General features: G+C 68.5%; 13 protein-coding genes. 9 read left to right on the plus strand and 4 right to left on the minus strand.

Annotated features, from left to right (window positions below):
- Window positions 1-61: 61 nt before the first annotated feature.
- The 3 genes from GXP76_RS27720 to GXP76_RS27730 all read right to left on the minus strand — a co-directional run bounded on the left by GXP76_RS27720 (window position 62) and on the right by GXP76_RS27730 (window position 3,149).
- Window positions 62-952 (minus strand): DUF4429 domain-containing protein, encoded by an 891-nt coding sequence (locus GXP76_RS27720; RefSeq protein WP_242574350.1) that lies wholly within the window; start codon window positions 950-952, stop codon window positions 62-64.
- 74 nt (window positions 953-1,026) lie between these two features.
- Complete coding sequence (locus GXP76_RS27725) at window positions 1,027-2,238, minus strand: alpha/beta hydrolase (RefSeq protein ID WP_242574351.1); 1,212 nt, start codon at window positions 2,236-2,238, stop codon at window positions 1,027-1,029.
- Between the two features lie 224 nt (window positions 2,239-2,462).
- Window positions 2,463-3,149 carry a TetR family transcriptional regulator gene (locus tag GXP76_RS27730; protein WP_242574352.1) on the minus strand — a complete coding sequence of 229 codons (687 nt, stop codon included), beginning with the start codon at window positions 3,147-3,149 and terminating at the stop codon, window positions 2,463-2,465.
- A gap of 261 nt (window positions 3,150-3,410) precedes the next feature.
- Here GXP76_RS27730 and GXP76_RS27735 point away from each other — a divergent pair, with 261 nt between their 5' ends.
- The 3 genes from GXP76_RS27735 to GXP76_RS27745 all read left to right on the plus strand — a co-directional run bounded on the left by GXP76_RS27735 (window position 3,411) and on the right by GXP76_RS27745 (window position 5,809).
- Window positions 3,411-4,904: an MFS transporter gene (locus GXP76_RS27735; RefSeq protein WP_374362818.1), complete on the plus strand. Its 1,494-nt coding sequence runs from the start codon at window positions 3,411-3,413 to the stop codon at window positions 4,902-4,904.
- A 188-nt stretch (window positions 4,905-5,092) separates the two neighbouring features.
- A complete protein-coding gene (locus GXP76_RS27740; RefSeq protein ID WP_242574354.1) occupies window positions 5,093-5,479 on the plus strand; it encodes a peptidase inhibitor family I36 protein in 387 nt (128 codons plus the stop codon).
- Window positions 5,480-5,614: 135 nt separating this feature from the next.
- Window positions 5,615-5,809: a hypothetical protein gene (locus tag GXP76_RS27745; protein ID WP_308354215.1), complete on the plus strand. Its 195-nt coding sequence runs from the start codon at window positions 5,615-5,617 to the stop codon at window positions 5,807-5,809.
- A 249-nt stretch (window positions 5,810-6,058) separates the two neighbouring features.
- On the opposite strand, the gene aceE is transcribed toward GXP76_RS27745, so the two are convergent.
- Window positions 6,059-8,803, minus strand: a complete 2,745-nt coding sequence (aceE, locus tag GXP76_RS27750; RefSeq protein WP_242574356.1) for a pyruvate dehydrogenase (acetyl-transferring), homodimeric type — start codon at window positions 8,801-8,803, stop codon at window positions 6,059-6,061.
- 583 nt (window positions 8,804-9,386) lie between these two features.
- Here aceE and GXP76_RS27755 point away from each other — a divergent pair.
- The 6 genes from GXP76_RS27755 to GXP76_RS27780 all read left to right on the plus strand — a co-directional run.
- On the plus strand, window positions 9,387-9,824 hold the full coding sequence (locus tag GXP76_RS27755) for a DUF3052 domain-containing protein (RefSeq protein ID WP_242574357.1): 438 nt from the start codon (window positions 9,387-9,389) through the stop codon (window positions 9,822-9,824).
- 204 nt (window positions 9,825-10,028) lie between these two features.
- Window positions 10,029-10,583, plus strand: a complete 555-nt coding sequence (locus tag GXP76_RS27760; protein ID WP_242574358.1) for a peroxiredoxin — start codon at window positions 10,029-10,031, stop codon at window positions 10,581-10,583.
- 217 nt (window positions 10,584-10,800) lie between these two features.
- Window positions 10,801-11,376, plus strand: a complete 576-nt coding sequence (locus GXP76_RS27765) for a TerD family protein (protein WP_147872904.1) — start codon at window positions 10,801-10,803, stop codon at window positions 11,374-11,376.
- 159 nt (window positions 11,377-11,535) lie between these two features.
- The gene (locus tag GXP76_RS27770; RefSeq protein ID WP_242574359.1) at window positions 11,536-12,111 is read left to right on the plus strand and encodes a TerD family protein; all 576 of its coding nucleotides are present in this window, start codon (window positions 11,536-11,538) and stop codon (window positions 12,109-12,111) included.
- A 50-nt stretch (window positions 12,112-12,161) separates the two neighbouring features.
- Window positions 12,162-13,295, plus strand: a complete 1,134-nt coding sequence (locus GXP76_RS27775) for a DUF475 domain-containing protein (RefSeq protein WP_242574360.1) — start codon at window positions 12,162-12,164, stop codon at window positions 13,293-13,295.
- A gap of 165 nt (window positions 13,296-13,460) precedes the next feature.
- A partial coding sequence (locus GXP76_RS27780; protein ID WP_242574361.1) for a Tellurium resistance occupies window positions 13,461-14,145 on the plus strand: 685 nt, incomplete at its 3' end.

The raw sequence follows: 14,145 nt of genomic DNA on the forward strand, positions 1-14,145 counted from the left end.
GTCATACCCAGGAGCCACACCCGGCCTCGTACCCCAGTAGGGGGTCGGCCCGCTACGCGCGTCACAGCTCGGCGAGCAGCTCCGCCTTCTTCGCGCTGAACTCGTCGTCCGTGACGAGGCCCGCCTCGTGCAGCTCCCCCAGGTGCCGGATCCGTTCCGCGATGTCGGCCGGGTCGCGCCGCGCCGACGCCATCACGGGCACCGGGACCGGCCCGGCGTCCAGGGCGGGGGCGGGCCCCGACGTCCGTACGGCGGCCAGCACCGCCGCCGCGAACGGCAGCGACTCGTGGACCGGCCCGTAGCCGAGGCCGAAGACCACCGCCGCCGGGTCGTGGTCGGCCTGTGCGGGCTGCTCCTGGTCGCCGCGGCGCAGCAGCCGCAGGTAGCCGTCGAAGACCTCGGGGGAGCGCCATTCGACCCCGCACAGCTCGGGGACGCCGAACCGCTGGTCGCCCGCCTTCCACTTCGCCGACGACGCGCCCGTCCAGAACCAGCGGAACGACACCTTGGACCCGTCGAAGGACGCCTTGCCGTCGTACGCCTTGAAGTGCAGCGGCGCCGGGGGAGGAGCCACCAGGTAGCGGTCCGCCGGCTCAGGTTCGCCGGGCGGACCGGTCGTGGTGAGGGCGGCGCGCAGCTCGTCCGCGTAGTACTCCGCGAGCGTCTCGCGCTCGGCGGGCAGCACCAGCCGGTACGGATCGCAGGTGTCCTTGAGCTGACCCGCCGCCGCCTCCATCAGGGGATCGGCGCCCGGCCGGGGCACGGCGTGCAGTACCACCGTCCCGCGTCTGCCCGGGGTGAGCGTCACCGACGCCAACGCCTCGTGCGGTACGCGCCGTTCGCGCAGTGCCTGGAAGAGCTTTGGCGTGCGTATCCCCCGTTCGAAGCGGATGAGCACGGAGTCGCTGTCGAACTCCCAGGTGGCATGAATTCCGGCCAGCACATCACCCATGTGCCTCATCGTATGCGGCGGGAGACCGCACGTCGCCCCTCGGAGCCGACCCCGGCGCCCGAGTTCTACGCGCGTCAGATCACTTCCGCGCCGGAGATTCCCCTCCGGCACGCGTCACCGTCGTCCGCACAACTGGTGTTCCGGTACGAACCGACCCCGATGTCCGCGAAGTTCCGCAGGCTCTCGGTGTCCGGCTCGAAATAGCCGCTGTGACCGACCGCTCCCCGTGCGGACAGGATCCGCGCCCCGAAGTCCGGGGTCATCGGATCGGCGCCGTGGCCGAGCCCCACGACCTTCAGATAGGGCACGTCCTGGATCCAGTCGTCCTGGTCGCGCATCGCCCACACCCGGGCGTGGGTGCGCAGCTGCCCCGCCGACCCGACCCGCATGCCGGGGCTGCCCGCGACCGCCACGTCCGTGACCCGGGCGGGCAGCCGGCGCGCGGCGATGCCGCACACCACGGAGCCGTAGCTGTGGCAGATCAGTGAGACCCGGGAGTCGCCGGGCAGCGCCGAGGTGAGCGCGTTGAGCCGTACGGCGCCGTCGGAGGCCAGTCTCCCGATCGCCGCCTCCACGCCGAGACCGGCGGGCGCCGTGTAGTCGGCCCACGCGATGACGGCGGTCCTGGTACGGGGCGCGGCCGCCCGCTCCGCGTCGTACAGCGACCTGGCCATGCCGACCGGCGCGGTGAAGCGCCGGTCCGTCCGCTCGAACGTCAGCAGGTTGGTGTCCACGCCGGGGACGACAACCGACACGCGCTCGGCGCTGCCGAGATCGCCGAAGACCTCGGCAGCGCGGCCGCCGCCGGTGGGATCGAAGGCGAGGATGTGGCGGTCGCCGCCGGCCATCGACGCGAAGCGGTGCATCCGCCGGTTCGCGAGCTGCCGCCCGTCGAGGGACAGCCTGTCGTCCCGCATCCGCTCGCGCTCGCCGTCACGCGCCTGGAGCACGGCGAGCCGGTTGGCGCGGTAGCGAAGAGTCAGGGGCGCGCCGTTGAGGTTGCCCACCACCAGGGGGTACCGGTCGGCGAGACCGACGCGCTGCGCGGCCGTCAGCGAGGCGAAGAACGCGGCGATCCGCCGGTGCGAGGAGGCGGGGTCCGGCAGGTCGACGCCGCCGACCCGGCCCTTCTCCCAGGCCGAGAGGGCTCTTTCCCGCGCGGTGCCGCGCTCGCCGTGCTGCTGGAGCGCGGTCCACCCGGTGGTCGCCAGCATCACGAAGACCACGGCGAGTGCCAGCAGAGTGCGCCACGCGGTCGGGGAGGGGGAGGAGTCTGGGGAAGTCACTGCGCCACACCCTAGGAGACGTTCGGCGGCACTCATGGCGACCGTGAGGCAGATCACCGCCCGGAAAGGGGTGAACTGCCGTTTGTTCACGCTCCGTCGGGGTAGCGCGCACGCATTGGAGCATCCCTTGTGTCGTACATAACGGAACGAAAGGTACGAATCCCCTTGGCGGGCGGAGGTGCCGAACGTCGGCCGTCCGCAGGGCCGTCACCCGTGGTGAGGTGTCAGCCCGCCCGCCGGGCGCCGTTCGACGGCTCCCGCGGAGCGCTCCAGTCACCCGCGAGGCAGGGCGCGAGCTGGTCCAGATACGTCTCCGTCAGCTCACGCAGCCCGTCCAGACCGGTCTCCCGGCCCTGCCCCCACAGCCGCCCCGTCACCCGCATCACCCCGGAGAACGCGGCGACGGCCACGCGCGGACGCGGATCGCGGTCCACGTCGAGCCCCTCGCGCTCGGCGATCACCCGCGCGACCTGCTCCTCCAGCTCGGTGGCGCGCCGCAGATGCGCGGCCAGCAGCGAAGGAGTCGATTCGATCATCCGGTAGGTGCGCAGATGCAGTTCGACCGGGACCAGCTCCTCGATCGCCTCGTTGATGCTGCCCCACGCACCCAGCACCGCGCGGTGCATGGCCTCGAAAGGGGCCTCCGCGGAGGGACGTTGACGCAGCTCCGCGAGGAAACGGGTCTCCACCAGATCCTGGATCGTGAACGCCGCCTCCTCCTTGCTGGCGAAGTAGCGGAAGAAAGTGCGCTGCGAGACGTCGACGGCCTCGGCGATCTCGTCGACGGTGGTCTCCTCGTACCCCCGCGTGGTGAACAGATCGAGAGCCACCCGGAGCAGGGCGTCGCGCGTACGCCGCTTCTTCAGCTCCCGGAGCCCCGCCGGGGGCCGTGCCGCCCGCTGCCCTTCCATCGCCCGAGGCCCCTCCGTCCCGTCCATTCCCGGTTCACTTCGTACACCCGCGTCCGCCCCACATGAGATGTGAGCGACGTGACAGTTACAGACTAGTGAAATGGTTTGTCAACTGTCAGACGCTGTCATTAGCCTCGCGACATGACTAGTCAGACCACCGTCGAATCGGCGTCGAAGGACCCGCTGGAAGCGCCTCCGGGAGCCCCCAGGGGCCTGCGCGGCCACCCCTGGCTGACGCTCTTCTCCGTCGCCATCGGCGTGATGATGGTCGCGCTCGACGGCACGATCGTCGCGATCGCCAACCCGGTCATCAAGGAAGACCTGGGCGCCACGTTCGCCCAGGTGCAGTGGATAACCAACGGTTATCTCCTCGCGCTCGCCGTGGCGCTCATCACCGCGGGCAAGCTCGGTGACCGCTTCGGCCACCGCCAGACCTTCCTCATCGGCATCGCGGGCTTCGCCGTGGCCTCCGCCGTCATCGGCTTCTCCGACAGCGTGGCGTTCGTCGTCGCCTTCCGTGTGCTCCAGGGCGTCTTCGGCGCCCTGCTGATGCCCGCCGCCCTCGGACTGCTGCGCGCCACCTTCCCCGCCGAGAAGCTGAACATGGCCATCGGCATCTGGGGCATGGTCATCGGCGCCTCCACCGCGGGCGGCCCCATCGTCGGCGGTCTGCTCGTCGAACACGTCAGCTGGCAGTCGGTGTTCTTCATCAACGTGCCCGTCGGTGTCGTCGCCCTCGTCCTGGGGCTGGTGATCCTCAAGGACCACCGCGCGGCGAACGCGCCCAAGTCCTTCGACGTAGTCGGGATCCTGCTGCTCTCGGCCGCGATGTTCTCCCTGATCTGGGCGATCATCAAGGCGGGCGAGTCCTGGGGCTGGACCTCGGCCGGCACCTGGGCGTTCCTGGGCGCCGCGGTCCTGTGCTTCGTCCTGTTCGCCGTCTGGGAGACGAAGGTCAGGGAACCCCTCGTACCGCTGAGCATGTTCCGGTCCGTCCCGCTCAGCGCCGGCACGATCCTGATGGTGCTGATGGCCTTCGCCTTCATGGGCGGCCTCTTCTTCGTGACGTTCTACCTCCAGGGCGTGCACGGCATGAGCCCGGTCGACAGCGGTCTGCACCTGCTGCCCCTGACCCTCATGATGATCGTCGCCTCGCCGGTCGCGGGCCTGCTCATCACCAAGTTCGGGCCACGGGTCCCGCTGGTCGGCGGCATGGCCGCCACCGCCGCCGCCATGTTCGGCATGTCCACCCTGTCGCCCGGCTCCGGCACCGTCGTGATGTCCATCTGGTTCGCGCTCCTCGGCATGGGCCTGGCCCCGGTCATGGTCGGCGCCACCGAGGTCATCGTCGGCAACGCGCCCCTGGAGCTGTCCGGCGTCGCCGGCGGTCTCCAGCAGGCCGCGATGCAGGTCGGCGGCGCGCTCGGCACGGCGGTGCTCGGCGCCGTCATGTCCGCCAAGGTCGGCGCCGACCTCGAAGGCAACTGGCAGGACGCCGGCATCCCGCTGCCACTGGACCCCGCCCTGGAACAGGCCGCCGAGATCGGCGTCGCCCCGCCCGCCCTGGCCGATGCACCCGGCGTCACACCCGACGTCTTCGCCAAAATCACCGGAGTCATGCAGGACACCTTCGTGTCCGGGATGAGCCTGGCGTTCCTGGTCGCCGGCGCGGTCGCGGTGATCGCGGCGTTCGTCGCCACCCGCGCCAAGCGCGGCGACAACGCGGACGCGGCCGGCGGCGGCGTCCACATCTGACATCCGCGGACGGTCCGTCCCACCGGACCCGCGTCAACAGGACGTGATTCAGCACGGCGGCCCCGCCCGGACATCCCGGCGGGGCCGTCCCCTGTTCGGGTGGAGTCCGGCAAGATCCTCTTCCCGTGGAGCGGGCCGCCGGGTCACAGTGCCGACAACTGATCGGCACGACACGGGGGTTCACCATCATGCGTACGACCACGCCTGCCACCATGCTCACCGCGGCAACCCTGGCCGCCGCCACCGTCCTGCTGCCGACCGCGGCCCCGACCGCGGGCGCCGCCACCGCGACGCGCGGCGCCTGCGGCCCCGGCGAACTCTGCCTGTGGGGAAAACCGGACTTCCGGGGCGCCCGCCAGACCCATGAGCTGTTCCGCACCGAGATCCAGAACTGCGTCCCCCTGCCGTCCGGCACCGACGCCCAGTCCCTGGTCAACCGGCTCGGACGGCCCGTCACCACCTACCAGTCCGACGAGTGCGAGGAGACCGGCGAGTTCGAGACGTACCCCGGCGACGGCACCTGGATCCCCCAGTCGCCCCACCGCGTACGGGCCTTCAAGGTCTGGGAGCGCTGAGCGGGGGTACCCGGTGTTTCAGACAGCCCACATCCACCGACACAGGGAGTGATGATGACGGGCTTCGGAAACACCCGGACACGCAAGCACCCCCGTTCACGCGGCCGGATGAGGTCGCGGAACGGGACGGACCGCGTGACCGTCGGGATGGCAGGTCTGGTCTTCGCCGTCGTCGGCCTCTTCGTGGCGTCGATCGTGCTCGGCCCGCTGGCCATCGTGCTCGGCTGGCTCGGCATGGGCCGACGGTGGAGCACCGCGTACGTACCCGCGGTGATCGCCTTCACGCTCGGAATCGTCGACACCGTACTGGCGCTCATGTGGCTGGCCTGACCGGCCACCAGGACGCCCACCACGGGACCCACGGGACCGGCGCGTTCCACAGGAACGGCGGGACCGGCGGGAACCGCGGGACCGGACGGCGTGATCAGACCGGCGTGCGGCCGGCTGTCGTACCGTCGCCCTCCCTCGTTCGACAGGGCAGGGCGGCCCCCGGCAGCCGGCCCACCGCTACCCCATCGCCTTTCAACGGGCGGTGGCCGGCCCCGTAACCACGGAACCGGCCACCGACTCTCCGACGCCCTACGCGTCGCCGCCCGCCGCGCCCGGCTCCGCCGCGGCCACGTCCAGCAACTGGTAGCGGTCCACGGCCTGCTTCAGTACCGAGCGGTCCACCTTGCCCTCCCTGGCGAGCTCCGTGAGCACCGCCAGAGCGATCGACTCCGCGTCGATGTGGAAGAACCGGCGGGCCGCGCCCCGCGTGTCCGCGAAACCGAAACCGTCCGCACCCAGCGACTGGTACGTCCCCGGCACCCAGCGCGAGATCTGGTCCGGCACGGCACGCATCCAGTCCGACACCGCGACGAACGGGCCCTCGGCACCGGACAGTTTGCTCGTCACATACGGAACACGCTGCTCCTCCTCCGGGTGCAGCAGGTTGTACCGCTCCACCTCGACGGCCTCACGGCGCAGCTCGTTCCACGACGTCGCCGACCAGACGTCCGCGCGCACGTCCCACTGCTCGGCGAGGATCCGCTGCGCCTCGACGGCCCACGGCACGGCCACACCGGACGCCATGATCTGCGCCGGGATCGAGCCGCCCTCGCCCCGCTTGAAGCGGTAGACGCCCTTGAGGATGCCCTCCACGTCCACGTCCGCCGGCTCGGCGGGGTGCTGGATCGGCTCGTTGTAGACCGTCAGGTAGTAGAAGACGTCCGGGTCCTCGCCCGGGTGCGGCTGCCCGTACATCCGGCGCAGCCCGTCCTCCATGATGTGCGCGATCTCGTAGCCGAACGCCGGGTCGTAGCTGACACAGCCCGGGTTCGTCGAGGCGAGCAACTGCGAGTGCCCGTCCGCGTGCTGAAGACCCTCACCGGTCAGAGTCGTACGACCGGCGGTCGCACCCAGAACGAACCCGCGCGCCAACTGGTCGGCCATCTGCCAGAACTGGTCGCCGGTGCGCTGGAAACCGAACATCGAGTAGAAGACGTACACCGGGATCAACGGCTCGCCGTGCGTCGCGTACGCAGAACCCGCCGCGATCAGCGACGCCGTACAGCCCGCCTCCGAGATGCCGTCGTGCAGCATCTGCCCGGTCGGCGACTCCTTGTACGCCAGCAGCAACTCACGGTCGACCGACTCGTACTGCTGCCCCAGCGGGTTGTAGATCTTCGCGCTCGGGAAGAACGCGTCCATGCCGAACGTGCGGTACTCGTCGGGCGCGATCAGCACGAAACGCTTGCCGATCTCCTTGTCCCGCATGAGGTCCTTCAGCACGCGCACGAACGCCATCGTCGTGGCGATCGACTGCTGGCCCGACCCCTTCTTCGCCGCCGCGTACGTCTTGTCGCCCGGCAGCGCCAGCGGCTTCGACCGCACCACACGGGTCGGCACGTAACCGTCCAGACCCTTGCGGCGGTCGTGCATGTACTGGATCTCTTCCGAGTCCCTGCCCGGGTGGTAGTACGGCGGCTGCCCGTCCTCCAGTTCCCGGTCCGTGATCGGCAGGTGCAGCCGGTCGCGGAAGCCCTTCAGGTCGGCGACGGTCAGCTTCTTCATCTGATGCGTCGCGTTACGGCCCTCGAAGTTCGGACCCAGCGTCCAGCCCTTCACCGTCTGCGCGAGGATCACCGTCGGCTGGCCCTTGTGCGCCTTCGCCGCCGCGTACGCCGCGTACACCTTCTTGTGGTCGTGACCACCACGGCCCAGATGCAGGATCTGCTCGTCCGTCATGCCCTCGACCATCGCGCGCAGCCGCTGGTCGTCACCGAAGAAGTGCTCACGGATGTACGCGCCGGTCTCCGTGGCGTACGTCTGGAACTGACCGTCCGGCGTCGTGTTCAGCCGGTTGACCAGCACACCGTCCCGGTCCTGCGCCAGCAGCGGGTCCCAGGACCGGTCCCAGACCAGCTTGATGACATTCCAGCCCGCACCGCGGAACTGCGACTCCAGCTCCTGGATGATCTTGCCGTTGCCGCGCACCGGACCGTCGAGCCGCTGAAGGTTGCAGTTGACGACGAACGTCAGATTGTCCAGGCCCTCACGGGCCGCGATCGACAGCTGACCCAGCGACTCCGGCTCGTCCATCTCACCGTCGCCCAGATACGCCCACACATGCGACCGCGACGTGTCCGCGATCCCGCGCGCCTCCATGTAACGGTTCATCCGCGCCTGGTAGATCGCGCCCAGCGGACCGAGCCCCATCGACACCGTCGGGAACTCCCAGAAGTCCGGCATCAGCCGCGGATGCGGATAGCTGGACAGCCCGTCCGGCGCCTTCGACTTCTCCTGGCGGAAGGCGTCGAGCTGCCCCTCGCTCAGCCGGTCGAGCAGGAAGGCGCGGGCGTAGATACCCGGGGACGCGTGCCCCTGGAAGAAGATCTGGTCGCCGCCGTCACCGCCGTCCTTGCCCCGGAAGAAGTGGTTGAAGCCCACGTCGTACAGGGAGGCGGAGGACGCGAAGGTGGCGATATGACCGCCGACGCCGATCCCGGGGCGCTGCGCGCGGGAGACCATCACCGCGGCGTTCCAGCGGGTCGCGTTGAGGACCTTGCGCTCGATCTCCTCGTTGCCCGGGAAGAACGGCTCGTCCTTGGTGGCGATGGTGTTGACGTAATCGGTGCTGCGCATCTCGGGCACGGCCACGCGCTTCTCGCGCGCGCGCTCGATCAGGCGGAGCATCAGATAGCGGGCGCGCTCACGCCCCCGTTCGTCGACGGCGGCATCGAGCGAGTCGAGCCACTCCTGGGTCTCCTCGGGATCAAAGTCCGGGACCTGGCTGGGAAGGCCGCCAATGATGATCGGGTTGCGATCGGATCCGGAAGCCACACTTTTCCTTCGCTGTTCGGGTCGTGTCGCGCCCCGCGTTCCGGGCCGGCCGTCCGACCGGTCACGTCATCACGCTGGGCACGCCTGTGGGTCCTGCGAGTACATCTGCTGTTGGTGGAGCTTGCCTCTTCTGCCGCCAGGGAACAGGCACGGGGAGCGGGCCGTACGGCGTATCCATCGTGTACCGCGGCGACGGAAACGTCACCTCTACCGAGGGGTAACCCTCACACTGCGACGAATTCCGGGGGATCCCGTCCCCCGCATGGTCGTCCGACGTGTTCCGGGTCCGGCCAAACCGCAATCTTACGCCCAAGGCGACTATGCGTTTCGTTCGGCCGTTCGGACCCGATTGACGTATCGAAGCCGCGTAGGATGACAAAGAGGGAGGAAACTCCTGGCAGGCATCACGTCCAGTGTTATCGGGGTGTCAGGAGATGCGATGAAGCAGCCCGGAACGTACCCGTTTCGGCGGTCTCGGCCGTCGGGTACTTGCGCGATCCGCCCGGCCCGTGTGGACTACGGCCAGCGCCCCGCGTACGCGCGTGGCTGAAGCATTTTCCAAAACATGATCAGGAGGCAATCCGTGAGCGCGACCGCGGACCACGCGGAGGAACGAACCAACGTTGCCGCGAGGCTTGGGTTCGAACCCGGACAGGTGGTCCAGGAGATCGGCTACGACGACGACGTCGAGCAGGAGCTCCGTGAGTCCATCGAGGCCGTCATCGGCCAGGAGCTCGTCGACGAGGACTACGAGGACGTGGCCGACGCCGTCGTGCTGTGGTTCCGCGACGACGACGGCGACCTGACGGACGCGCTGGTGGACGCCATCGGTCTGATCGACGAAGGCGGGGCTGTCTGGCTGCTGACGCCCAAGACCGGCCGTGCCAACTACGTCGAGCCCAGCGACATCAACGAGGCCGCCCAGACCGCCGGCCTGGCGCAGACCAAGAGCATCAACGCCGGCAAGGACTGGACGGGCAGCCGGCTGGTCACGCCCAAGGCGGCGAAGTCGAAGCGCTGAGAACGGGCGCCGCATCCGAGCGCGAAAGCCGAAGCGGCGGCCCGGCAGAACTGCCCCGCAAGCCTCCCACGCACTGACGGCCCCCGCCGGCATCCGCCGCCGGGGGCCCTTGCGTAGGGTGGCGGGGCCAGGGTGATCCGGCGCGGCCGCGAGATACGGCCGGGCACGAAGACGCACGGAGCGAGGGGGCAAGGGGGCGTGACGATGACAGGGACGGCACCGAAGACACCGGCACCGAAGGGGATTCCCGTCGGCAGCCAGGCGCCCGACTTCGCCCTGAAGGACAACCACGGGCGGACCGTACGGCTCTCCGACCTGCGCACCGGCCCGGACCCGGCGGCCGGCGGACACGGCGACGAGGGCGCGGAGGGGGACGGGGGCGGCGAAGGCAGGAACGTGGTGCTGGTCTTCTACCCGTTCGCCTTCACCGGCGTGTGCACCGGCGAGCTCCACGCGCTGCGCGACGAACTGCCCGCCTTCGTCAACGACGACACCCAGCTGCTGGCCGTCTCCACCGACTCCATCCACACCCTGCGGGTCTTCGCCGAGCAGGAAGACCTGGAGTACCCGCTGCTGTCGGACTTCTGGCCGCACGGAGAGACCTCACGGGCGTACGGGATCTTCGACGAGGAGAAGGGCTGCGCGCTGCGCGGCACCTTCATCATCGACAAGCGGGGCGTGGTGCGCTGGTCGGTCGTCAACGGGCTGCCGGACGCACGCGATCTCGACGAGTACGTCAAGGCTCTCGCCGCTCTGTGACGACAACTCGCCACTCACGGTCACGGTCTCGTGCGAAAAGCCTTGTGGGAACAGGGTTGTACCACGTAAACCGCACAAGGGGCGGGAACCGGTCACTAGGATCCACTCGTTGATCCGATGCCAATTGCACCAGGGGGCGCGTGCGACGCGGCGACGGCTGCCGAAGCGGCCGGGGCCGAGGCCGCCCGCCCCTGTGAAACTCATCAAGGGAGGACTCGTGGGAGTCAGCCTCAGCAAGGGCGGCAACGTCTCGCTGACCAAGGCCGCGCCCAACCTGACCGCGGTCACCGTGGGTCTGGGCTGGGACGTCCGCACGACCACCGGAAACGACTTCGACCTCGACGCCAGCGCCCTGCTGACGAACGCCGAGGGCAAGGTCACGGGCGACGGAAACTTCGTCTTCTTCAACAACCTCAAGAGCCCCGACGGTTCCGTCGAGCACACCGGCGACAACACCACCGGTGAGGGCGAGGGCGACGACGAGGCGATCAAGGTCAACCTCGCCGCGGTCCCCGCGGACGTCGACAAGATCGTGTTCCCGGTCTCGATCTACGAGGCCGAGACCCGCCAGCAGTCCTTCGGCCAGGTGCGCAACGCGTTCATCCGCGTCGTCAACCAGGCGGACAACAACGAACTGGCGCGGTACGACCTGACCGAGGACGCGTCGACCGAGACCGCGATGGTCTTCGGAGAGCTTTACCGAAATGGCGCCGAGTGGAAGTTCCGCGCCATCGGACAGGGGTATGCCTCTGGCCTGCGTGGCATCGCGCAGGACTTCGGCGTCAACGTCTGAGCCGCTGGCCGACCGTCCGGCGCCGCACCTCCGAGTGCGGCGCCGGACGCGCCACCGCACCAGGTACAGGCATTTCGCACATCACGTACGCGCACCACGAGTACGGCGTCAGGCGCGCCGTGCCCGGCACCACGTCACCTCGGGGAGGACTTCACCATCATGGGCGTCACACTCGCCAAGGGGGGCAATGTCTCCCTCTCCAAGGCCGCACCGAACCTCACCCAGGTGTTGATCGGTCTCGGCTGGGACGCGCGCTCCACCACCGGAGCGCCTTTCGACCTCGACGCCAGCGCCTTGCTCTGCCAGTCAGGGCGGGTACTCGGCGACGACTGGTTCATCTTTTACAACAACCTCACCAGTCCCGACGGCTCCGTCGAGCACACCGGTGACAACCTGACCGGTGAGGGCGACGGCGACGACGAGTCCCTGCTGGTCAACCTCCCCTCCGTCCCCGCGAACGTTGACAAGATCATCTTCCCGGTGTCGATCCATGACGCCGACGCCCGCGGCCAGACCTTCGGTCAGGTGAGCAACGCCTTCATCCGCGTCGTCAACCAGGCGGACGGCCAGGAGTTGGCCCGGTACGACCTCACCGAGGACGCGTCGACGGAGACCGCGATGATCTTCGGCGAGCTCTACCGCTACGGGGGCGAGTGGAAGTTCCGGGCCGTGGGACAGGGGTACGCGTCGGGCCTGCGCGGCATCGCTCTAGACTTCGGGGTCAACGTTTCGTAAAGCAGTACTCGCGCGGGGGAAAACCCGTTAAACACCAGATGGGGTAGCCAGTGATCCTGAAAACCTTCGGCTGGTCGTTCGCCATCACGGCGGCCGGCCTTGCCTTCGCGGCCTGGCAGTGGGGGTGGGAGGCGTTCGGGATCGTACTGATCCTGTCGATCCTTGAGATCTCCCTGTCGTTCGACAACGCCGTTGTCAATGCCGGGATCTTGAAGAAGATGAATGCCTTCTGGCAGAAGATCTTCCTCACCATCGGCATCCTGATCGCCGTGTTCGGAATGCGGCTGGTCTTCCCCGTCGCCATCGTGGCGATCAGCGCCAAGGTCGGTCCCATCGAGGCCATCCAACTGGCCCTGGACAAGCCCGAACAGTACGAGGCACTGGTTACGGACGCGCACCCGGCGATCGCCGCGTTCGGTGGCATGTTCCTGTTGATGATCTTCCTGGACTTCATCTTCGACGAGCGTGACCACAAGTGGCTCGGCTGGCTGGAGCGCCCGCTGTCCAAGCTCGGCAAGGTCGACATGCTGTCGGTCTGCGTCGCACTGATCGTTCTGCTTGTCACGGCCATGACTTTCGCCACCAACGCGCACACCAGCACCGGCTACGCGGACAAGTCCGCCACCGTACTGCTCTCCGGTGTCGCGGGTCTGATCACCTACCTCGCCGTCAACGGGCTCTCCAGCTTCTTCGAGAACAAACTCGAAGAGGAAGAGGAGCGCGAACACGAGGAGGAGGAGAAGGCCAAGGCCGAAGGCAAGCAGGTCTCGGCCGTCGGCCTCGCCGGCAAGGCCGCGTTCTTCCTCTTCCTCTACCTCGAAGTCCTGGACGCCTCCTTCTCCTTCGACGGAGTCATCGGCGCCTTCGCCATCACGAACCACATCTTCTGGATGGCACTCGGCCTCGGTATCGGCGCGATGTACGTCAGGTCGCTCACCGTCTACCTCGTCCGTCAGGGCACCCTCGACGACTACGTCTACCTGGAGCACGGCGCCCACTACGCGATCGGCGCGCTCGCCGCGATCCTGCTCATCACCATCGAGCACGAGATCAGCGAGATCATCACCGGCCTCGTCGGCGTCCTGCTGATCGGTGCGTCCTTCTGGTCATCGGTGGTCCGCAACAAGCGAGTTGCGGCTGAAGGTGGCGAGGATTCGGAAGACAAGACAAAAGTCCACGTCTGAGTCCCCCTCCGGGGTGTGACCAGGCGGTGATAGCGGGAACGCTCTGAGCGGGGCGACCTGAGGCGGAAGCCTTCCGGTCGCCCCGCTGTTCACGTTCTGTACGGCGTCTCGTGGGACGTCCGTGGGACGTCCGACGAGTGGGAAATGATGGGGGTGGGGGCGGGGATGGCCTTCTGGGACAATCTGTGGCGAGGCAACGCGGCGCAATTCGACTCGGGCAGCGCCTCGACGAACTCGATCGAACTGACCAAGCGCAATCCGGCGGTCTCACTCACCAAGCAGGGCGCCGCCACCGGGAACCTACGGGTCAACCTGTCCTGGCGGATGCGCACTTCGGACATCGAGGGCCGGTCGAGGCAGGGCGGCCGACTGCTGCGCCACCCCTTGAAACTCTTCAAGCCCGACGTGGTGCAGGCCCACACCCAGGGCGTGGTCAACGTCGACCTCGACATCGGGTGCATGTACGAACTGGCCGACGGCACCAAGGGTGTGGTGCAGCCACTGGGCGGCTTCTTCGGCAGCCTGAACGAGGCGCCCTACATCAAACTCAGCGGCGACGACCGCTTCGGCGCCCCCTCCGGCGAGACGATATTCATCAACCTCGACCACCGGGAAGAGATCAAACGCCTGCTCGTCTTCGTCTACATCTACGACCGCACCCCCGCCTTCGACCGGACGCACGCCAACGTCACGCTCTACCCGAGCAACGGCCCACGCGTGGAGATCGAACTGGACGAGCGCGCTCCGCAGGCCCGGTCCTGCGCGGTGTTCTCGATGGAGACGGTCAAGGGCGAGCTGGTGGTACGGCGCGAGGTGAAGTTCGTCTACGGCTTCCAGGCCGAACTGGACC

It is taken from the genome of Streptomyces sp. NP-1717, assembly GCF_022695985.1.
In the GTDB taxonomy this organism is placed as follows: Bacteria; Actinomycetota; Actinomycetes; order Streptomycetales; family Streptomycetaceae; genus Streptomyces.